Here is a 22,233-nt window from a genome sequence, read left to right on the forward strand (position 1 = left end):
CTGTGCTCTTTGGCGTCTGGGCGAAAGGATATCGCTCAGGACGCTGCCTCTGCGTCAATCTCACCGAAAATGTGATCCAGCAGGCCCCGGATGGTGGGGCGCTCGAAAAAGCTCCGGAGCGGGATTTCTGCCCCCAGCAGATCGCGGATCTGGGCGGTCATGCGGGCCGCCAGCAGCGAATGCCCCCCGCAATCGAAGAAACTGTCATCCAGGCCGATTTGATCGAGATCCAGCAAACCGCACCAAATCTCGGCAACCGCTATTTCAAGCGCGGTTTCCGGACGGGCTGTGATTTCTTCCCGATAACCGGGGGCTGGCAGGGCAGAGCGGTCCAGCTTGCCGTTTCGGGTCAGCGGGATGCTCTCCAGGCGGATGAAATGGCCGGGGACCATGTAGGGCGGCAGGCATTGTTCCAAATGCTGGCGCAGTGCCTGGCCGTCGGGAACCATCGCTTGGTCCTCGGGCAGGAAATAGGCAATCAGCTGCTGGTTGCCGGAGGCATCGGGATGGGCGGTGGCAATGGCCTGCCGGATATCGTCGTGCTGTTCCAGCTGATACTCGATCTCTCCGGCTTCAATCCGATACCCCCGGATTTTGAGCTGGTGATCCTCGCGGCCCCGATAACGGAACGATCCATCGGGGTTGCCGATGGCCCGGTCCCCGGTGCGGTAAATCCTCAAACCACCCCTCTGCTGAAAGGCCTGGTCGGTTAGATCGGGCCGGTTGTGATACCCGATTGCAAGACCCGGTCCGGCAATACAGAGCTCGCCTTCCACGCCGGCGGGCAGGATATTGCCGTAATCATCAAGAATGTGGACGGCATTGCCGTATTGCGCCGATCCGATGGAAACGATTGCGCCCTCTTCCTCACTAACGAGGCTTTCCGCTGTGACCTCATGCCAGCAGCAATAGATCGTGGCTTCCGTCGGGCCGTAATGATTGATCAGCCGGGCAAAAGGCAATTGCTGGTGGAATATGCGGGCCAGCGCCACCGGAAGGGCCTCACCACCGCTGTCGACCTGTTGCAGGCTGGTACAGGTTCCGGCGGATCCATCCTCCAGGAAATGGCGCAAGAGCGAAGGCACAAACTGGCAATGGGTGATGCTTTCTCCTCGGATCAAGTCCGATAGTCTGCCGGGGTCCAGCAGATTGGCCGTTTCGGCAATCACAAGGGATGCCCCTTCCGTCAAGGGCCAGAAGATTTCCCGGAAGGATATGTCGAAACTGAGAGAGGTGGTGCACAACACCTTGTCTGTTTCGTTAAGCGGCTCGCCGGTTGCCAGCCCCTGGACATAATTACTCAAGGCGCTGTTGGGGATCACCACGCCTTTCGGTGTGCCGGTGGAGCCGGAGGTGTAGATGATATAGGCGGGATCATCCGTTGCGGCGGCGCGCGGTGAAAAGCTTTCCCGGCCGCTGAGATCATGGGCGGAAAGATCGGTGGTTTGGGCAGGTTGCCCTGCCAGGGCGTTTGCACGGTTGGCGGTTTCGACAGATAGCTGATCGCAGATGATTTGGTCCGGGCGGCTGTCGGCCAAGGCCTGGGCGAGGCGCTGTTCAGGATGGGCCGGGTCCAGCGGAATGAAACAGCCGCCCGCTTTCATCACGGCGAGCAGCGCGACCGGGATCCAGCGGGTTCTCGGCAGGCAGATCGCCGCTTTGCTCCTGCTGCCAAAACCGCTTTTCTTTAGCAGGCCTGCCAGCTGGTCGGAATAGCGTTCCAACTCCCCGTAGGTAAAGCAGCCGTCCGGGGCGGATATCGCAGTTTTATCAGGTGTCAGTCCGGCTTGTTCACTGACCCTGTTGAGGATGGGAATGGCGGGATGCTGAGGTTGTGCCAGCGTGTTTTCCGGCAAGCGAATCCGACAGGCAGGGGCCTCGGTCGGTTTGTCCAGCTCCCGTGTCATCTCCTGCAGCCGTTCCAAGAGACTATTCATCACCAGATCGGCATCAATGCCGGAACGGGCCTGCAAGGTGACCCGGAAACCGTCGCGGCTGTCATCGACAGCCAGCATCAGGGGGTAATTGCTGCGTTCCTCAGCGCCTAAGAACCGGGAACCGGGCAGATTACGGATATCTCGATTGGTATCAGTCTGTTCCATCCTGTCGGAATGGCGGTAATTCAGCAGGCTGGCAAAAAGCGGTAATGGCGCCCGGATCTCGCTGCATTGCTGCGCCTGGGCGAGGGATGCCGCCTCGTGCTGCAATAGCTGCGAAAGCTGATCCTGGACCTCGGTGAGCATCCTTGCTGCCGGTGTTTCATCCAGACGGACCCGGAAGGGCAAGGTGTTGATGAACGGGCCCAGGATACGCTCGGCCCCGGCCATGCCCTGAAGGCGGCCAAACAGCACCGTGCCGAAAACAACATCCAACTGGCCCGATGTCTGGGCCATCACCTGGGCCCAGGCCATATGGAAGAGGGCCGCTGGGCTGGCCCGGTAGCTGCGGCAGGTTTGATAGATCCGGCCGGCCAGTTCGTCCTCCAGATGGAGGCGGCGTTCCGTGACCGAGCCGCCGTCATCATAGATATCCGACTGGCCGAAGGGGATGGTCGGGGTTTCAAAATCCGAAAGCAGGGTCTCGAAATACCGGCGATGGCGTTCTTTCTCTGCCGGGTCGGCCGCCAGGGCGACATAGTTGCGGAACGGCAGGGCGGGCGGCAGCCGATCAAAATCACCTTCCAGATCCGTCAGGATTTCCGACTGCATCTGTTTTAGCGAACTGTTGTCGTCAATCAGGTGATGGAACTGCATCAATGCCAGCCATCCATCGCCTTCCGGGGCCAGATAGATCCGCAACAGCGGTGCCTGTGTCAGATCCATGAGATTCTGCCGACTGCCATAATGGTCGATCAGATAGGCGCGCGGATCATCTGTTGCAGGCGGAATAGAAACGGTTTCAACCGAAAGCGTCACTTGGCGCAGGACGACCTGAATTGGCATGTGCAATCCCTGCCAGATGAAGGCGGTGCGCAAGATGTCGTGACGCTGGATGACCTTTTGCAAGGCGGTCAGATACCGGTCGAGATCCTGCCTGCTGTCAAACCGGTTGAGATGCCAGAGAAGATAAGGGTCGCTGTCCCGGCTGATTTGATGATGGAAAAGGATACCTTCCTGTAAGGGCGTCAGGGGATAAATATCGGCAACATTCTCCAATCCGCCGGGCACCATTTGACCGATCTGGTCCAGATCGGCCTGTTCGAGAAACACCAGGTCGAGGTCTTTTGGTGAAATCACACCGGTGGGGGCAATGTGCTGGCCGGGTTCCGGATCCGATGCCCCGGTCAGCGGGCGCAAATGCAGGGCCTGTTTTTCCAGAACAGGATGGGTGAGCAGGCTTGCCGCATCCACCTGGTATCCTGCTTTCCGGAGGCTGGCCTGAACCCGGACCGCCAACAGGGAGTGGCCGCCCAATTCAAAGAAATGATCGGTCCGGCCGATCGCTTCCCGTTCCAGGATGGTCGACCAGACGGAAGCCAGGATCTCTTCTTCCTTGGTCTGCGGCGGCTGGTGATCGGTTTGGATATTGCGCGGCATTTCCGGCGACGGCAGGGCCTTTCGATCCAATTTGCCATTGGTGGTGAGCGGGATCTGATCAATCTCAATGAAGGCCGCGGGGATCATGTAATCGGGCAGGAAGGCGGCCAGATGCTGTTCCAGTTCGGATCGTTCGGGAAATGATGCCCCCTCCGGGATGATGCAATAGGCCACCAGCATCCTGGTGCCATCGGGCAAATCATGGGTCGAGGTGACACAGTTTGCCACATCGGGATGGGTGGAAACCCGGTTTTCGATCTCCCCAAGCTCGATGCGGTATCCCCTGATTTTGACCTGATCGTCGTTGCGGCCCAGATATTCAATCGTGCCATCTGCCAGATAGCGCGCCAGATCCCCGGTCTTATAAAGCCGTTCTTGTGGGTGATGGGGATTGGCGATGAAGCGGGCCTGGTTCAGGTCCGGCCGGTTGAGATACCCCCGGGCGACACCGGCACCGCCGATATGGATTTCCCCGGCCCGTCCGGGAAGCACCGGTTTCAGATCTTCGTCCAGGATATAGAAAGACAAGTCATCCAGGGGACGGCCTATCGGGCTGCCGGTGGTTTTTTGACGGCAGTATTCGGGGCTGAGTGCCAGGAATGTCGCATGCACCGTGATCTCGGTGATGCCATACATATTCACCAAGCGGCAATTCCGGTTGGCTGCCTCACCATACCAGGGGACCAGCATGCCGGCATCCAGGCCTTCGCCGCCGAAAATCACTTCGCGCAGGCTGTGTTCGGCACCGGCCTCCCTCTGCGCTGCCATGAAGGCGCGGAAGGCGCTGGGGGTCTGATTGAGGATGCTGACCTTTTCCTGGCAGCAAAGCCTGTAGAACCGGTCGGGGGAGCGGGTTGTTTCTTTAGGGACAATGATCAGCGTTCCCCCATGGCCAACGGCGCCGAAAATCTCCCAGACGGAAAAATCGAACGCATAGGAATGGAACAGAGTCCAGACATCATCGGGCCCAAAATCGAAATGCGCCCGGCAGCTGTCAAACAATCGGGCGGCCTGGCGATGCTCAATCATCACGCCTTTGGGTTTCCCCGTGGAGCCCGACGTGTAGATGATATAGGCGAGGCTGTCGGGGCGGATATCGACCGGTGCCAAGCTGTCGAGGGGCTGGACCGCGCCCTCCCGGCGGGTATCAGCGATATCCAGAAGGGTTAGGATGCTGTTTCCAGCGGCAATCTGGTCCAATTGCTTTCGGCCGGTGGCATCGCACAAAACGGCGGCTGGTTTGGCGTCATCCAGTATGAAGGCCATCCGATGCTGCGGGATTGCCGGATCAATCGGCAGATAGGCCGCGCCGGATTTGAGGATGGCAAGCATCGCGATGATGAGATCAAACGACCGATCCATGCACAGGCCGACCTTGTCCCCGGGGCCGATGTCCCGGTCCTGCAATGCTTTTGCCAACTGGGATGCCTGGGTTTCCAGGCTTTGATAATCGAGGGTGCCGCCGTCAAGGCGAAGAGCGGTGCGGTCCGGCTGTAGCTTTGCCATCTCTTCAAAGGGCTGGTGCAGCAGTTTGCCCTCGGGATGGGTGGCTTTCGCGGCCCAGTTCTGGATCATCTCTTGGATCTCATCCGGCGTTGGTGATTGCAGGCTGGCGACCGGTTGGGCCGGGTCCCGGAGACAGCGATCCAGCAGCTTTAGATACCGGTCCAACATGCCGCGCATGGTCTCTTCCCGGAAGAGATCTGTTGCATAATTCCACAGGAATGTGATGGTGCTGGCATCCCCCTGGCTTTCCTGGCGGGCAGCGGCACGGGGCAGCATGACAATCTCGAAATCAAATTTGCAGGAATTGTTGCTGTAGGCCTCAAACAGAGAAAGGTCGAAATCATCACGCTTCAATTCCGGCAGGTCGGAATTATGGAAGCTGAACCCCACTTGGAACATTGGGTTGCGGTCGGGGGTACGGTCCGGTTGCAGGGTGTGGACAATCTCTTCAAAGGGCAGTTCTTCGTTGTCATAGGCGTCGGCAACAGTGCCCACAACCCGGGACAGTAGATCCCGGAAACTCGCCGCGCCGGGTAGGTCGGAACGGATCACGACACTGTTGACAAACATGCCGATCATTTCTTCCGAAGCGCTGCTCTTGCGGTTGGCAACAGCGGATCCGATCAGGAAATCCTGTTGCCCCGCCTGTTGGGCCAGCAGTATCTGAAACGCCGCCATCAAGGCTGAATAGAGAGTCACGTTTTCGCGTGCACAGAAGTCGCTCAGCCTGTGGAACAGATCCACGGGCATTTCATGGCGGATCTGCCGCCCGTTGAAGGACATGCGCGCGGGCCGCGGGAAATCGGTCAGCATATCCAGGCGGGTTGGCGCGCCCTCCAGTTTGGTGCACCAGAAATCCAATTGCCGCTGATAGGTTGCTTTTGCCGCATCACTTTTTTGCCAGGCGACATAATGCCGGTATTGGGCCGGTGGCGTGACAAGGGCGCGGTCGGCAGGCGCGCCGTCACCGATCCGGTCATAGATGGCCAGCATCTCTTTCAGGAACAGGTTGGCGCTCCAGCCATCATGGACGAAATGATGTTCGATATGCAGCAGGGCATGATCGGTGGCAGTCAACCGGAATAAAACCCACCGCACCAGGGGCAGCTGATCCAGGGTGAAGGGTTTTGATACTTCTTCGCTTACGGCGGCCTGCAATGCGGCCTCCATGTCACCGCCATTTTGCTCAAGGGGCCTTTCGGTCAGACTGGCCGGTGCGCTGGCATGCACTTTTTGAAACGGATTGCCATCCTCATCCATATGAAAGCTGGTGCGGAAAATATCATGGCGGGCCACAACTTCATCCAGGGCCTGCTGTAACCGGTTCTTGTCCAGATTACCGCGGATCCGGATCACGCATTGCGCGTTATAGGCCAGGGAATTCGGAGCCAGTTGTTCCAGCAGCCAAACGCCACTTTGCTGGCGTGACAGGGGATAACAGTCATGTTCCTTGAAAGCATCAAACTCGATTAACTCCCGAAGGTGGGCGCTCTCGACAGTGCTGTGTTTTTCGATCTTTTGGGTGATGTCTCCGACAGTGATCCCCTGGAAGATTTCACGCAATTGCAGGACAGGGCCGAAGCGGTTCCTGATCCTGGTTAGGAACTGAACCGCGTCCAGGGAATTGCCGCCAAGGCTGGCGAGCGTGTCATTGCGCCCGACCTGGTCAAGACCGGTGACCGTACGCCAGATGTCCGCGATTTCACTTTCCAAACCGGCGTTGGGCACCAGGAAATCGTTGGTGCCAAAATCGACCCTGGCAGGTTCAGGCAGGCGTTTCCGATCTATCTTGCCACTGGGGCTGGTCGGAAGCCTGTCCATGGCGATAAAGGCCGACGGTATCATGAAGTCTGGCAGGGTTTTTCGAAGGATGGCGGTGAGACTCTCCCTGTCTGCGTTATGACCGATTGCAGGCGTGAAGTGACAGATCAGGCGGTTTTCACCTGATGCACTGCGAAGGGCCGTAACGACAGCGGCGCGGACCTGTTCCAGGGCCAGGACGGTATTTTCAACTTCGCTGCATTCAACCCGGAACCCGCGGATTTTGACCTGATCATCATCCCGGCCGAGATATTCCAGCCGGCCATTCTCGCCCAGGCGGCCAAGATCGCCACTGTCATAATACCGGCCCTGATGCCCCGGAATTGTATGGAACCGATCCGCGGTCAGGTCCGGGCGGTTCAGATACCCGCGCGCCAATCCGGCGCCGCCAATCCAGATCCGGCCCTGCTGTCCTTTAGAGACCGGAACCAAGTGATCATCCAGAAGCAGGATATCGATACCGGCCATAGGATAACCGATCGGCACGGGACCGTTCTGATCTTCATCCGGGCCCAACTGGATGGCGGTGGCACAGACAGTGGATTCCGTCGGGCCATAGGCGTTGATATAGGTCCGTCCCTCTGACCAGCGCCGAACCATCGGCCAACTGGGGGCTTCCCCGGCGGTGACGAGTACCTTGACCGTTTCGAAGCCATGGCAGTCATCCAGCCGCGCAAGCACGGCGGGCGGCAGGGTGACGTGAGAGATCCGGAACGCTGTCAGAGCCTCAATCAGTGCTTCGCCGGCAAGAATTTGGTCAGGGTCTTCAAAACAGAGTGCAGCCCCGCTGGCCAGGGTCACGAATATTTCGGAAACCGAGGCGTCGAAACTGAAAGGCGCGAACTGGAGAACGCGCGCCTCTTTCGTCATGTGAAAGAGATCGGCTTGGGCGCGCGCCAGATTGGCCAGGCCGCCATGTTCGATCATCACGCCCTTGGGCTGGCCGGTGGAACCGGACGTATAAATCACATATGCGAGATCACTGGCGGAAGGGTCGTGCCATTCCCCTGACGGTTCCTGCGCGATATCATCACCGGTCTTTTCCAGGGCAGCCAAGGTTTTGACCGGGATCGACTGGCCAGCCTGATCAATCAGGTTGGTCACGTGGTCCAGGTTTTCGTCGTCACACAAGATCATTTTCGGCCCGCTGTCTCGCAGCATGTAACAGAGGCGGTCCACCGGATAATCAGGAGACAGCGGGATATAGGCGGCACCGGCGCGCATCACCGCCAGCGATGCCATGACCATATCCGGCGATCGGTTCATGCAGATGGCGACAAAATCACCTTGTGCGATCTGATGTTGATGAATGGCCGCCGCGATCAGGGCGCTGCTGTGGATCAGCGTCCTGTAGCTGATCTCGCGGTTGCGGCAGACCAAAGCAGGCCTGTCCGGAGCGCTGGCGGCTATCTCCGCTATATGGCTTAAGACAGTCTCAGGCTGCCCGCCGGGGGCATCGCCGTCTTTCAATTGTGAAGAAGATATAAGGTCCTGAGCAATAATGACATTTTGCGCATCGGTACCGTCTGAAAATTTATTCTGCATGCCGCAGACCCTTACCTACTTCTGTTCCATCACTTCAGGAAATTGGCAGGACAGGGGTACAAATACCTTTAGGCAAAAGCCGACACATAAAAATGGCCAGTTCAGTCGCCCGACGGCCGATGGACACCGCGGGGCAGTGAACGGCCTTGGCTGGCTTCCAGATGCCCGCTCTGGTTATCTGTTTTTGGCGCGGACTACCTGGAATATGTGAACCCCTGTCAGTGTTTCCTGACTATTGTTATTTAGGTTCTCTGCGGCATTTATACTTAGGCGATTGTTCGTGAAACCCGGATGATGTCAAGAGATATATCAGGTAATGATAGTGCGCAGTTGTTATCTTATTGAAAAAAAAGGTAAATAAAAATTTTGTTTCCAAAATCCGGAAATTGAGTAGGGTCTGAGCGGGCGGCCCAATGGGCTGCTGCTAATGATAACACACGTATAGCGAGTTGATGGCTTGCGTGGAGAATAATGTGACAGGGGTGGTTGTGAAAATCGAACGCACCATGCGTCACCGGACCATTGTCTGATGTCGGTGCCGGAAAAAATTGATCCTTGGCGGGTGGCTGCCGGGCTGTCCGGTGCGGCGAAGGTTCTGCTGTTCGGCACATTTTGTGCGCGATTGTTTTCCTTTATGATCTGGCCGTTTTTCGCCGTGATGATGACACGTAAGTTTTCAACACCGGTGACGGAGATCGGTTGGCAATTTTCCATTGCGGCAGTGATCGCGATATTCGCCGCGCCGGTGAGTGGCATGCTGGCGGACCGGTTTGGCCGGGTCGTGATCATGGTAATTGCCGGATTTGTGGCGATTATCAGTTATCTGGCCATGTATTTCATTGGAACCGAACAGGCGTTGTTGACCTGTATCTTGTTGAGTGCACTGGCCAGCGGAAGTCTGGAACCGCTGCTCCGCTCCCTGCTGGGGGATTGTGCCAGTCGTGATGAAGAACGCCCCGTGCTGTTTCACATCCGCTATTACATCATCAATTTTTCCGTGGCCGCCGGGCCTTTGGCCGGGATGTGGTTTGCAGACCACGGCCTGGACGGTGTCTTTTTGCTCGGCGCATTGGGGAATGCCATTTTGCTGGTTTCCATGATGGTGGCCAGTGCCCATAGCCGGGGCGGGTGTGACAATGGTGTTTCCGGTAATCCAGGGATGAAGGCAGCGACGGTAGCCTTCCTGCAAAACCGGTTTTTCCTGACCCTGTTCCTGTCCAATTTTTTCTTGGTTTTCCTGTACGCGCACACCGACGAACCGTTGACTTTCTACCTGATTACACAAGGGATCGAAGGCATTACCGGCGTGATTGCATCGATCAATCTAACCAATACACTGGTGGTTCTGGCGGCGCATTTATTCTTGTTGAAATGGCTGCTGATGCTGGATGAGCATCGGGCCTATTGCCTGGCGTTTTTCTTTCTCGCGGCTGGGCTGGCATTAATCAGTGTCAACAGCGCCAACCTTGTCTGGGTCTGGCTTGTGGCCATTGGCCTGGCCACGCTGGCGGAAATCATCGCGATGCCGTTGCTGGCGACCTTGATCGACCGTGAAGCCCCGAAGAAGTATCGCAGCAGCTATGCAGGCCTTTATATCATGTCCAACCTGGGCGGAGCGGCGGTGCCTTTCCTGGGAGCCTTGGTGATTGAAAAGGCGGGCGGTGATATTCTTTTTGCCGCCGTGGCCTGTGCCTGTCTGCCGGTTGGATTTATAGGATACCGCTTGCTGGGGAAATCCCGCAGCCTGCGAAAAAAATACGCGGAGGAGGCCGCCTGATGAACCCTTACGAAACTTATCCGTCACGCCAGTTCTGGCGCAGTGCGGTGGCCCAGGCGGATCTGGACCATATGGCTGATCTGTGGCGACCGAAGGTTGCGGGATTGGCCGAATTGCCAACGGTCACGGCTGGTTCCTGTTTTGCCCAGAATATCGCCCGCAATCTGGTGGCGCGCGGGCTTGAATGGCTTGATTGCGAGCCGGTGCCGGAAGGGATGGATCCCGAGAGCGCAGCAGAGCGGGGCTATGGCGTCTTTTCCTTCCGGACAGGCAATATCTATACGGTTGCGCTGCTGAACCAATGGCTGGAATGGGCCTTGGCCGGACAGGAGCCGCCCCGCGAGATCTGGATGGAAGAGGGGGCCTATTTCGATCCCTTCAGGCCGGGCCTGGATGGCGCGGGTTTCAATAGTCCGGAGGCGGTTCATGCAGCCCGGGAAATAACCTTGCAGGCGATTCGAGATGCGGTGGAAAAGGCCGGACTGTTTGTCTTTACCATGGGGCTGACCGAAGCCTGGCTGAATGATGCGGGCGGGTATGTTTATCCGGTCTGCCCCGGCACGGTGCGCGGCCGGTTCGATCCCGACAGGCATCGGATGCATAACTATGGCTGTGGCGAGATGCTGGAACTGATGCACCGATCGCTGGAACTGATGCGGTCGGTTAATCCGGATATCCGTATCCTGCTCACCGTTTCGCCACAGCCTCTGACCGCAACAGCAACGGATGATCATGCGTTAAGTGCCAATACCTATACCAAATCGGCTTTGCGCGCGGTTGCCGGTGAATTGGCACAGGCCCATGACTATGTCGATTATTTCCCATCTTATGAATTGGTGACCGCCTATCCATTCAAGGGCCGGGCCTTTGGTGATAATCTGCGCACCGTCACCAAAGACGGAATCGCGGAGGTGATGGCCCTGTTTTTTGATGGCCTTGCGTGCGGGCCGGAAACGCTCTCCGCCAGCAGTGGATTGGCGGCGGCCAAGCCCGGTGGGGATCAACCTCCAGAAGATGATGTGATTTGTGATGACGCCATCCTTGAATATTACCAAAGCCTGTGAATTCCTGCTGTTAGGAGATTCCCACGCCGCCGCGATCGGTCGCGCTGCGCGAGAGATGGGAATAGATTTTGCCGGAGGGCCGCTTGGCTCCGGGCGCGAGTTTAATGTCGGCTTTTACCGTTGGCAGGGCCAGGATCTGGAATTCAAGGCCAAAAGGTCACAGGAACTTTATCGGAAATTTCTTGAAGACTGTGCGGTTTCGTCTGTTGCGGAACTGGATAAGCCCGTGGTCTGCACCTTCGGGCTGGGATTACATTTCTTTGCGACCACCGAAAATTGGGACATCTATCGGGATGATTCCGGGCTATTTGCGGACGGCTTTCTGCAAGGGCCGCTTTTTGCCGACCTGATTGCGGCTATGGCGGAAGATGCGATCCGGTTTTACGGGGATTTGGCAGACCGGAACATCCGGGTTTTTGCGGTGCTGCCACCCCAGCGGGTTCCTGATCTCTCCGAGCCGGATGTTTTTCTGGCCGCGCAGGAAGTGATGATGGCCAGGCTGAAGGCGGTTGGCGCGGATATCATCGATGTCCGTACTGTGGCCTGTGATGAAACAGGATGGCAGAAACCGGAATTTGCCCAGCAGGGCGATCCGCTGCATGGCAATGCGGCTTTTGGTCGGCTTGTGCTGGAAACCTTGTTGCCCCGCATGCGCCAGGCGGCGTGAATCGATTAATCTGTTGCTGGTGTCGGATCCTAACGTCAGGCTTCCGGTTTCTGGCCCAGCAAAGTGATCCGTTCACCCGCCCGGTTCAGCGGATAATAATCCCAAATCGCGTGATGCTGGGTACAGCGATTGTCCCAAAGAACCAATGTGCCGGGCTGCCACCGGATGCGGCAGTTGAGCGCTTGAATTTTTTCAGGCAGCGCAAAGAGGAACGCGAGCAGATGGTCGCTTTCAGCGGGGCTCAGCTGGGGGATATGGGTGGTGAAGCCGCCATTAACAAACAGGCATTTGCGCCCGGTTTCCGGATGGCGGACCACGGCCGGATGCTCGGCCTTGGGCAGGCCCGGCGGTGCTTCAAATCCTCTCCAGGGAACCGCGCCATCATGGATGGCGGTCAGCCCATCGAGCAGCCCGCGCATGGCTGGTGACAGCATCTCATAGGCCAGATGCATATTGGCAAACAACGTGTCGCCGCCAGCCCCGCCTTCTGGGGTTTCATGCATATAGAGCATGGATCCCATGGAAGGGGCCTCTTCTGCGGTGCCGTCGGTATGCCAGACGGCGCCAGCCACATAACGAGATCGTTTGCTGGCACGGATCAGGGTGATTTCCGGATCATCGCCGTCAATATCCTCTACCGGCAGGGCGCGCAGCTCGCCAAACAGCCGGCCGATTTCCTTGTGACGTTCCCGGTTCAATTCCTGGTTCCGGAAGACCAGAACATGATTTTCCAGCCAGGCCTGGCGCAATTGGTCGACGGTCTGCTCATTAAGCGGCTGCGCCAGATCCAGACCGGTGATTTCAGCGCCGATGACCGGTGTCACGGGGGAAAGGCCAAAGGCGGTGAAGCGGGTCCGGTGCCGTTGGGTTTGGCGTTCCAATGCTTCCAGCGCAAATTCATCCATAGATGGGGTCTCTTTCTCTAACGATCGGTCTGAGCGGCTTTTAGCCGTGTCATGGCCATTTGGTGGCGCTGATCAAATTCTGACGGCAGGAAGGCACCGGCATAGGCCGCGGCGCAGGCCCGGACAATGGCTGTCTGGCTTTCCCAATCCGTGCGGGGGGCTGAGGCCGGATCAGCGAGGAAGGCCGTTAAGCGGCGGGCATGGACCTTGGCATTTGCAGCGGCAAAGGCCTTCCGGCAAGCCCTGGCATTCAGATCGGCGTAATAGTCGCTATAAGCCTTGGCGCTGCCAAAGGCATCATCGATCATTTTCTTATTCTGCCCGGCATAATCGCTGGCGCTTGCGTAGGCCTTGTCATAGCTGGTCTGATAGGGGAAGGCGGCAGTGAAGAGCGCTGAGAGCATATCTTCCAGATCCTGATTGGCCTGCGCAAAATCGACCTCTTGTCCCGAAAGCCGGGCGCGATGATGGTCTGTCACCCGGTCCAGTGCTTGGCTTAGATCCCCATGCAGGGCAAGTGTTTCCGACAGCATCGGCAGGAAGTTCTCCAGATGCCAGCGGTGAAAGCCGGTATTTGCATTATCCGGACCGGCATTGCCGGACACGGTTTGATCCCCTGTAGGCAAAAGGCTCATTCCCCCGTTGCAACGACCAATTGTGATTTCTTGTTGCGGAAACGGTATCCGCGTCACGGGGGAAGATCAACGCCCTATTTAAGAAACGGTCCTAAGGGAAGAGGATCGGTCGGCCTTCCGCTGCAGACTGATCGCGGGTATAGCTGGCGACCTGTGCGATATCCCCGTCCGGTGTCTGCAACAGAATTTCTCCGCCTCTGTTTCTAAGCACGCCCTGGCCGGTGGGCAGTGTGAATTTGTAGATATCCCCTGCAGAAAGCTGGATATCCGCCAATTCAAACCGCATGCCGTTGGGTGCGACGATTCTCCAGCCGGCAAGCGTATTAGATTGCGCGCCAATATTGGCTATTTGGAGGAATTCCCGTCCGCCCTCCGGGTTGGTGGGGTTGATCATCCCGGCCAGGATTTTGAAATCCGGATTGTCGGCTGATCTGTTGTTATCCTGCTCACCATTGCCGTGGGATAGATCATCAATAATCACGGTGTCGGAACGGATGAAGCGCGGGAAAAATGTCCTGATCGCATTTGGTTCCCCATCGAGGCGATGCAGATCCAATTGGTATCGGGAACCATTGATGTTGGCGATCTTGCCGCTTTGTGTCCTGGCCCGCACCAGGCCGAGTGCCATCAAGCCTTCGGGGCTCAGCCCGACAAAGAAACCGCCTATGGGCTTCTCCAATGTCCGGCCTTGACCACCATCGCCGGCCGGTGCGTTCCAGATCAGGGACAGGGTGACAACTTCGGGCACCAAAATGCCCTGGCCTGGTTGCTCGGCACCGCCATATTGGGTGCCGCGATATTCAATCCGGTCCACGCCCGTCACGCCATCAAACCGGCGGCCCGCATCATCAAGATGGTATTTGTGCCAATAGTGATAGCCGCCGACCTTGGACGGGCGGCTAGACTGTTCACCAACGAAGACATGTTCAAAGCCGGTGGCGTCACGCTGGTTTCCGGCATTACCAAATTTGAACCATGTTTCGTGGATCATGCGGGCCAGGGTTTCATCACTGATGGAGAGATTTTGCGATTGCTCGATATAGGTCTTTGCCCGCTGAATGGGCGGGGTTGGCAAGATGGCCTGGACGAAATCAATCTCTTCTTGTCGCTCTTCCGGGCGGATGACCTCTGTTGCGGCCCGTTCAAGCGCGTAATTGTCGAGAACCGCCTGGCATAGCCGGTAGGTTGGACGCTTGGCCTCCGGAATGTGAACCTCTGCCAGTACTTTATGGTTGGTGCCAACAGTGGTGCTGCGCTCATCCACGACCACATAGCCGGTCGCCTCATCTTTTTGCTCATCAGGCCGTAGGGCGGGAACACCGTTGCCTGCCATGTCGGCATTCCATATTTCCTGAAAAATATCATCCATCAGATTTGCTCCCGATCAGCGATAAAGATTGCGAAGGCGGTCATGGTATGAACCGGCATTGAAATGGCGCGCGACCCAACGATCATCCGGCTCCAGGATGGCGGCACGGCGTGGATTGCCGGTGCCGGAAAGCGCGCGCCGCACGGCGACGGTCCGGAAATAGAGATGGTTGAAAAGGCGCATGAACTCGGTCAGATAAATCTGCGCGACCTGTTTATAATCCGGTCCACGCATGAGCAGCATATTTTCGTCATTACCCTCGACCGACGGGTCCGAAAAATTGGCAGAGCCGGAAAAGATCTGCGGGTTTTCAGACAGCGCATCCAGCAGCATGAATTTGGTGTGGATGTAAAAGACATGCCCCCGTGTTCGGAAATGTTCTTCCGCCCGGAACCATTCATCCAGCCGGTATCCGTTGATCTTTTTGCTGATGGCGGTGCTGTTCAGTTTGGTGCCGAGCGCAATGCGGGTATCGCGATCGGTCATCAGGCGGGCCTGATCTTCTCGGTCCCGCCGTTCCATGAGGATGAATCGGAGGTAATCCTTGTCTTCCTCGAAAATCTCGACCAGTTGATCGGCAACACCAAAAGCGGCGGTAAACATCACGCTGTTTTCCGCTTTGTCCATTTCGCGGGCAATCCATTCCAGAAGCCCCTTTTTCCGGGGAGAGAACATGGTCTGGATCGAATTTTCATGCAATGTGCCCTCGGGGTCTGGAAAGGCTGTATTGTTGAATCGTTTGAAATCCCGCGTGCCAGGATCCCTGGCCAATTGTTTCCAATAGCGGTTATACCGTTCAGCCACCCCGGGATCCCGCACCACATGGGCAACGTTGCTCTGCCCCAGAAAACCGGACGGGGTGATGTTGGTTGATCCCGTCAGGATCTCGATCGGTTGGTCATCTTTAAGCAGGACAAAAAACTTGTTGTGCGGAATTTTGGAGAACATGGTGCGCGGGTGAAGTGTCAGATTCGCCACCTGATTCAGCCGCATTGTTTCAACGGCGGCTTTGTTGGCGGTGCTGGTATTGTTATAGGTGATGGTGCCGTCCCGTTTGCGGTCGCCCCCGTCATAACAGACCTGTATTTTGGCTCCCGTTCCGGCAGCGGCTTTCAGGGCTTCGATGACAGGCGGGTAAAAGAATTCATAGGCCGCCACGCGCAACTCGTACCGGGGGCCGTTGGCCGATCGAATGAAGGTTAGAACCGCGTCGAGCAATCCGCGGGAAAGCCATTTCACTTTCTCATTGTCCGGATCGTTCATTTCGTCGCCGCTTGGCCCGACATTGCCAAAACGGTCCGCAAAGGCCTGGGAGGGAATGGCACCACGATTAAAAAACACCGAATGTTGGTCGGATTCGTCATTGCCTGTGGTGGCGGAAATCTCAATCTCGGGACCATAACTCAGATCCGTGGGCGAACCATACACCGCTTGAATGACATAATCTGTCGTCGTGGCCGGTTCTGCGCCGTAATCTCCCCACTGAAATCCCTGGATCGGATGTTCGCGTGTTGAACGCCTTTCCCCCGGCTGGGGATCGGGAACCGTCTCCTCAAAGAACTTGAACCCGCGCATCCATGATATCTGCCCGGAACCTGGATTTCTCTTGCCGAGCGTGAAACCAAGCAGCCCCTGTTGGGCTTGTGGTGTTGCGTCAAAGCCAAAAAGCACATTCCTGGCCCCGGCGATGGCATGTACGCTGATCCCGTTTTTCTCAACTCTCATTGATTATCCCCCTGTGGATTGACCCGCGCCGCCAAGATGCCGACCGCCCTTTGTAAACAGCCACTGGGGGTATGCTTGATGAACATATACCCGTATGAAGGAACCTAGTCGGGATCGAATTTGGAATTCTATCTCTTTTTCCGCTTATTTTCTACCAAAATACAGATATAGGTTGTGTTTGTTTCTTAAGTTTTTATGACATGTGAGAGCTGGAGAACGGAGCCGTCAGTGCTGTTTTCCTTTAAGCCAGGGGGCACCGTTGACGGGCGGTTCTGGTGCCGGAGGTCCGGAAAGGGGCCCTTCGGTTTAGGTGAAACCTTGCGGGGGGCCTCCTCTCCGGTAGGGCCTTACCAATGTTTAGGCGGCAGACCGGTCTTTCAGCCAGTCCAGGATCTTTTTCGTTGTTTCTGTTGGCTTTTCCTGTTGGATCCAGTGGCCGCAATCCAGACTGGTCACATCCACATTGGGGACGAATGTGGACAGATTTTCCGATTTTGGAATGATATCCCGATCCCCATAGATCATAAGCGCAGGCTGTTTGATAATGGGATCCGCCCCAGCCAGAATATGCCAGTTCCGATCGAGATTCCTGTACCAGTTTATGTTGCTGGTAAAGCCAGAGTGTTCAAAGGCGGAGACGAAGACCGCCAGCTCTTGTTGGCTCATCAGGGGTTCCCCATCGGCCCTGTCCGCTTTTGCCAGATTGATCAACGACATGCCCGGATCAGGCTCTTTGAGAGGTTCGTTCTTACGGTATAGGTTGCGAAGGAATTGAGAGGTGTGTTTTTCCAGAATTGCGTCTGCGACGCCCGGTTGACGATTGAAATGCACAAAATAATAGTCGCCGCCAAGAATGGCCTCCATGAATTCAATCCAGGGAATTTCGCCCCTTTCCTGGTAGGGCAAGCTGAGATTAATGATTTTGCTGACCCGGTCCGGATGCAGCAAAGCCAGACCCCAAACCACAAAAGCGCCCCAGTCATGGCCGACAAAGATCGCATTGTCATAGCCATAATGATCAAGAAGGGCGGTGAGGTCGGCTGAAAGATGACTGATATCATATTCTGTTACGGCAGTAGGTTGGGAAGAGTTGCCGTAACCGCGCTGATTGGGGGCAATCACATGGTAGCCGGCAGCGGCGAGTGCAGGGATCTGATGGCGCCAGGAATAGGCAATCTCCGGCCAACCATGGCATAATATGATCGGGTTTCCCCTATTCTCTGAACCGGCTTCAAAAACCTCGAGAGTCACGCCATTCACTGAGATCAGTTTTGGTGTTGGGAATTCTGTGGGAAAGCGCATGCTTTTGTCTCCTTGTCGATGTGAATTTCGGCTGACTAAGACAAATAGGTGACAAAAATTGTCACCTTTGTATGATGGGCTGCAGTCATGAAGAATCATCAACGCCGAGATGCCATCATTCGAAATTTGCGCCGTAACGGGTCTTCGACCGTTGCGGCACTGGCGCAAGATGTCGAGGCGTCAACACGCACTGTCCTGCGTGATATCGGGGTATTGCGAGATGAAGGCTATGTGATCCATTCGGAGCCTGGGCGTGGGGGCGGCCTGTATCTTGATCCGCAATCCGTCCAAACGACGGCGCGCTTGTCCGTGGCTGAGGTGTTTGCATTGCTCATCAGCGTTGCGAGTATGCGGGCGGCGGGCATGTTTCCCTTCTCCGGCCTGGCGGATGAGGGGCTTGCCAAAATTGAAAAATCACTGCCGGCCGATAAGGTCCGGGATCTTCGCCGTTTCCTGGATTGCCTGTATGTGGGCAGGCTCGCACCTCAGGTCGATCTCTCCGATCTGGGGCCGATGGATCCGGGGCTTTTGCCCGCGTTTGAAGCAGCCTTTCTGCAACGGCGTTATCTCCGCTTCCAATACCGTGATGCAAAAGGTGTTAGAAGCGCGCGCCAGATTGAGCCTCAGGCAATGCTGATCCTGCCGCCGGTTTGGTATCTGGTGGCCTGGGATCCGGCCCGAGACGATTTCCGGCATTTCCGGATGGACCGGATCAGTGCCCCGGAAATAGTGGAAGGATCAATGTTCCGTCGTCGGCACGTGGTTTTTGATGATGGGGTGCGCCCGGTCCGGTGAAGGTTTCGATAAGGGTGCCGCGGCACGAAAGGGGAAGGGGGCATTCCCTCTCCCCCCATCATTCGTAGGCATCCTTGAACTATCGCAGGATGGCGGCAAAGCCCTCGGCAACCATATCCATATTGCCGGAAGACAGGCCGGCCACATTAATGCGCCCGTCACCGGCGGTGAAGATGCCAAACTCCTCGCGCAGGCGTTTGACCTGGTCGGGATTGAATCCGGTATAGGAGAACATGCCCGTCTGGTCGGTCAGGAAGCTGATATCCGCGCCGACCTGGCGCTCTTCCAGCTTCTTGCGCAAGGTTGCCCTGTTCCCGGCAATTCGGCTGCGCATCTCTTCCAATTCAACCAGCCATTTTGCTTTCAGGTCCGGATCATTCATGATCGTGGTGACGATCCGGGCGCCATGGCTGGGCGGCATGGAATAGTTGGTGCGGACAATTCCGACCACGGCCTTCATCGCATTCGCCGTTGCCGTTGCATTTTCCCCCATCAGGGTCAAAGCACCGGTGCGCTCGCGATAGATGGCGAAATTCTTGGAAAATGAGCTGGCGATCAGCATCTCCGGTACTCGGGCGGCCATATGGCGGAGACCGGCCACATCCTCTTCCAGGCCGGTGCCAAAACCCTGATAGGCGCAGTCGACAAAGGGTAGCAGGCCCTTCTCAAGGACAAGATCCGTGATCGCCTGCCATTGCGGCAGGCTCAGATCCACGCCGGTCGGGTTGTGGCAGCAGGCATGCAGCAGAATGACATCACCCGCCTTGGCCTGGGTCGAGAGGTGGGAGACCATGGCATCGAAATCCAGCGACCGGTCGGCGGGGCGGAAATAGGGGTATTGCGCGACCGTCAGACCCGCGCCTTCGATGGTCGGGATGTGGTTGGCCCAGGTTGGTGTGCTGACCCAAACCCGGTTGCCGGGCTTTATGGTATTCAGGAAATCAAACCCGACCTTGAGCGCGCCGCAGCCACCAGGGGTTTGCAGGCTTTTAACACGGCTTTCCGCGATCAACGGGCTGTCCGCGCCCAGCAGAAGCGCCGGCATAATCTCGGCCAGGGCCGGATCGCCCATGACACCGACATAATTTTTAGAGGATTCTTCTTCCAGCAGATGGCGTTCCGCGGCCTTCACGGTGTCCAGGACCGGCACATCACCGGCATCATTCTTATAGACGCCGACAACCAGATCCACTTTTTCTGTCCGGGGGTCTTCCTTGAATTGCTGCATGAGTGCCATGAGATTGTCGACACCCGCTTCCTTGATCTCGTTGAACATGATCTCTCCTGAATTTGACCGTGTCAAAAGCGTCCCACGCCCCAACTGTCTGATTGGATGCGGTGACGAATAAGGTAGGGTTATTTTAGTTGCGTGATCCTGGCCGACGGCTCTGGCGAGACGGCGCAGGAATCTGCTCACGGTCTTTTTGTCATACTATTCCGGTCTTGTCGAACTCGGGCCAACCCTGCCTCTTTTTCCCGTATTCATTAGTCTTCGTTGTTGTTGTGGGCTTGTGGTATCATCCTGGCCATTTTGATATCTCGGAGAGGGTCACATGACCGGTTTTCTGCCCCGGTTCACGGCGGTTTATCTTGCCCTGTTATTCCTGTCGATTATGCCTGCGCGCGGGTTTTGCGGAGAGACAGAATCATGCCCGTTGATCACACTGTCCGGTGTGGAAAATAACGACTTTGGAACCCTTCTGGGGACCCTAATCACCGAAATATACCGCGAAATGGGATATGATACCGAGATCATCTATATGCCGGGGAAACGCGGCCTATCCATGGCATCGGCGGGGCGCATAGCAGGTGTGTCCGGCCGCGTTTATGCCATTGGAGAGCAGTTTCCAACCCTGGTTCGGGTGCCGACCCCTTTCACGGTGTTGATTGGCCGGGCTTTTACCGATCGATCCGATATTCATATAACCGATAAAACCGATCTGCACCGCTATCGGGTGGGCAGTCTGCGGGGGATCATCTTTAGTGATGATCTTCTTAACCCCAAAAACCAGACCCTCGGTGATTCCGTGGATCAACTGTTCAGAATGCTGATTGCCGATCGTATTGACCTGGCACTGATCACGGAGGTGACCGGCACGCTGGTGGCTCAGCGCGATTTTGCTGGCATGAGGATCCATGCCGAAGGCCCGGTTATGGCCAGCATACCGGTTTATCACTATCTCCATGAAAGTCGGAAAGATCTGGTCCCGAAGGTTGATGCTGCGATCCAGTCCCTCAAAGCGCGGAGCCGGTTGGAACAGATCCGTCACAATTTCCTGGGAACCGATCTCGGGCCGGTTACCAACTGAGCATATCGGGAATAGGACCTGGGCGGATCATCCAGGGGCCGGGAAATTTTGGCATTTTGTTTGGAAAGTGGCGGAGAGACAGGGATTCGAACCCTGGGTACTCGCAAGAGCACAACGGTTTTCGAGACCGCCCCGTTCGACCACTCCGGCACCTCTCCGCGGTCTGGTGGGTTGCCGGATCGGGCCTCTGTGCCGCCCCTGTGTTTTCCAGCGCGGCGGAACCTACATGAACTGCTGGCCCCTATCAAGAGGGGAATTGGTCCATCTGTGCGGCTGACTTACATGGTTTTGACTCGGGAAATGGCGGAAAAACTTAGGCTCTGCCATTGACTTGCCGGGGTGGCCAAGTATATAAGCCCCCAAGCGCGAGGCTTATGGTCTCGCGTGCTTTGTTTGCGCTGCTCGAGGTTTTCCGGCATGGGGTCGGATATTTTTTAAAGTTTTCAGTTGCTTGCTGAAACACCGTAGGGCGCGGGATTATAGAGAGACAAAGATGTTTGCAGTAATTAAAACTGGTGGCAAGCAGTATCGCGTTGCCAAAGACGATGTCATCAAGGTTGAGAAGCTGGATGCCGAAGCCGGCGCCAAAATCACCCTGGACCAGGTTCTGCTGGTTGGTGACGCCGACAAACAGACTGTAGGTGCCCCGGTTGTTGAGGGTGCTGCCGTTGAAGCGGAAGTTCTGGATCAGACCAAAGACAAAAAAGTCCTGGTCTTCAAAAAGAAGCGCCGCCACAACTATCGCCGCAAGCGCGGTCATCGTCAGGAAATCACCGTTCTGCGTGTGACTGACATCATCGCCAGCGGTGCCAAGAAGGCAGCTCCGAAAAAGGCCGAAGCCAAAGAGGCGCCCGCTAAGAAAGCAGCCGCCAAAAAGGCGACCGCCAAGAAAGCAACCGCGAAAAAAGCCGCAGCTAAAAAAGCTGCCGCTAAAAAGTCCTAAGGTCTAGGGAAGAGGAGAACGAACCATGGCACATAAAAAAGCAGGTGGTAGTTCACGTAACGGTCGCGACTCAGCGGGTCGTCGTCTTGGCGTAAAGAAGTTCGGTGGCGAGCATGTCATTCCGGGCAACATCATCATTCGCCAGCGTGGTACCAAAGTGCACCCGGGTGCAAACGTCGGCATGGGTAAAGATCACACCCTGTTTGCTGTCGTTGAAGGGAACGTACAGTTCCGCAAGATCCGTGGCGGCAAGACCACCGTGTCCGTCACCCCGCTGCCGGAAGCCGCTGAATAATCAGCCTTCCCTTCGGGTATGAATGAGAGTAGAGGGAAT

13 protein-coding genes, 1 tRNA gene and 1 pseudogene are annotated in these 22,233 nt (G+C 56.7%); 7 read left to right on the forward strand and 8 right to left on the reverse strand.

The features are described 5' to 3' along the window. Positions 1-35 precede the first annotated feature (35 nt). The gene (locus DFP90_RS19145; RefSeq protein ID WP_115938417.1) at positions 36-8,408 is read right to left on the reverse strand and encodes a non-ribosomal peptide synthetase; all 8,373 of its coding nucleotides are present in this window, start codon (positions 8,406-8,408) and stop codon (positions 36-38) included. Between the two features lie 529 nt (positions 8,409-8,937). Between DFP90_RS19145 and DFP90_RS19150 the strand changes: the two genes are divergently transcribed. The 3 genes from DFP90_RS19150 to DFP90_RS19160 are packed head-to-tail and all read left to right on the forward strand — an operon-like array spanning position 8,938 to position 11,916. Next, positions 8,938-10,185 carry an MFS transporter gene (locus DFP90_RS19150; RefSeq protein WP_115938419.1) on the forward strand — a complete coding sequence of 416 codons (1,248 nt, stop codon included), beginning with the start codon at positions 8,938-8,940 and terminating at the stop codon, positions 10,183-10,185. Next, positions 10,185-11,249, forward strand: coding sequence for a GSCFA domain-containing protein (locus DFP90_RS19155; RefSeq protein ID WP_115938421.1), 1,065 nt, complete (start codon positions 10,185-10,187; stop codon positions 11,247-11,249). Before DFP90_RS19150 ends, DFP90_RS19155 begins: the two co-directional genes overlap by 1 nt. Then, the gene (locus tag DFP90_RS19160; RefSeq protein WP_115938423.1) at positions 11,215-11,916 is read left to right on the forward strand and encodes a hypothetical protein; all 702 of its coding nucleotides are present in this window, start codon (positions 11,215-11,217) and stop codon (positions 11,914-11,916) included. Before DFP90_RS19155 ends, DFP90_RS19160 begins: the two co-directional genes overlap by 35 nt. Before the next feature lie 35 nt (positions 11,917-11,951). Here DFP90_RS19160 and DFP90_RS19165 read toward each other — a convergent pair whose 3' ends face one another. The 5 genes from DFP90_RS19165 to DFP90_RS19185 all read right to left on the reverse strand — a co-directional run bounded on the left by DFP90_RS19165 (position 11,952) and on the right by DFP90_RS19185 (position 17,852). Beyond that, the gene (locus DFP90_RS19165) at positions 11,952-12,821 is read right to left on the reverse strand and encodes a TauD/TfdA dioxygenase family protein (RefSeq protein WP_115938425.1); all 870 of its coding nucleotides are present in this window, start codon (positions 12,819-12,821) and stop codon (positions 11,952-11,954) included. 17 nt (positions 12,822-12,838) lie between these two features. Further along, entirely contained in the window at positions 12,839-13,456 is a 618-nt protein-coding gene (locus DFP90_RS19170; RefSeq protein ID WP_147301064.1) for a hypothetical protein, read from the reverse strand. A gap of 91 nt (positions 13,457-13,547) precedes the next feature. After that, positions 13,548-14,825, reverse strand: coding sequence for a hypothetical protein (locus DFP90_RS19175; protein ID WP_115938430.1), 1,278 nt, complete (start codon positions 14,823-14,825; stop codon positions 13,548-13,550). A gap of 15 nt (positions 14,826-14,840) precedes the next feature. Continuing rightward, positions 14,841-16,550 carry a phospholipase D-like domain-containing protein gene (locus DFP90_RS19180; RefSeq protein ID WP_115938432.1) on the reverse strand — a complete coding sequence of 570 codons (1,710 nt, stop codon included), beginning with the start codon at positions 16,548-16,550 and terminating at the stop codon, positions 14,841-14,843. A 357-nt stretch (positions 16,551-16,907) separates the two neighbouring features. Next, a complete protein-coding gene (locus tag DFP90_RS19185) occupies positions 16,908-17,852 on the reverse strand; it encodes an alpha/beta fold hydrolase (protein WP_115938434.1) in 945 nt (314 codons plus the stop codon). Between the two features lie 87 nt (positions 17,853-17,939). On the opposite strand from DFP90_RS19185, the gene DFP90_RS19190 reads away from it, so the two are divergent. Continuing rightward, complete coding sequence (locus DFP90_RS19190; RefSeq protein ID WP_115938436.1) at positions 17,940-18,647, forward strand: helix-turn-helix transcriptional regulator; 708 nt, start codon at positions 17,940-17,942, stop codon at positions 18,645-18,647. Positions 18,648-18,726: 79 nt separating this feature from the next. Here DFP90_RS19190 and DFP90_RS19195 read toward each other — a convergent pair whose 3' ends face one another. Beyond that, positions 18,727-19,923: an amino acid aminotransferase gene (locus DFP90_RS19195; protein ID WP_115938438.1), complete on the reverse strand. Its 1,197-nt coding sequence runs from the start codon at positions 19,921-19,923 to the stop codon at positions 18,727-18,729. A 277-nt stretch (positions 19,924-20,200) separates the two neighbouring features. Between DFP90_RS19195 and DFP90_RS19200 the strand changes: the two genes are divergently transcribed. Beyond that, complete coding sequence (locus DFP90_RS19200; RefSeq protein ID WP_115938440.1) at positions 20,201-20,956, forward strand: substrate-binding periplasmic protein; 756 nt, start codon at positions 20,201-20,203, stop codon at positions 20,954-20,956. A 68-nt stretch (positions 20,957-21,024) separates the two neighbouring features. Here the strand turns inward: DFP90_RS19200 and DFP90_RS19205 are convergent. Beyond that, a tRNA-Ser gene (locus tag DFP90_RS19205) sits at positions 21,025-21,114 on the reverse strand. Between the two features lie 335 nt (positions 21,115-21,449). On the opposite strand from DFP90_RS19205, the pseudogene rplU reads away from it, so the two are divergent. After that, positions 21,450-21,758: pseudogene (gene rplU / locus DFP90_RS19210) on the forward strand (50S ribosomal protein L21); the annotation flags it as partial. Positions 21,759-21,924: 166 nt separating this feature from the next. After that, the gene (gene rpmA / locus DFP90_RS19215) at positions 21,925-22,194 is read left to right on the forward strand and encodes a 50S ribosomal protein L27 (protein WP_115938444.1); all 270 of its coding nucleotides are present in this window, start codon (positions 21,925-21,927) and stop codon (positions 22,192-22,194) included. Positions 22,195-22,233: the final 39 nt, after the last annotated feature.

This window comes from Aestuariispira insulae, assembly GCF_003385955.1.
Taxonomy (GTDB): Bacteria; Pseudomonadota; Alphaproteobacteria; order UBA8366; family Aestuariispiraceae; genus Aestuariispira; species Aestuariispira insulae.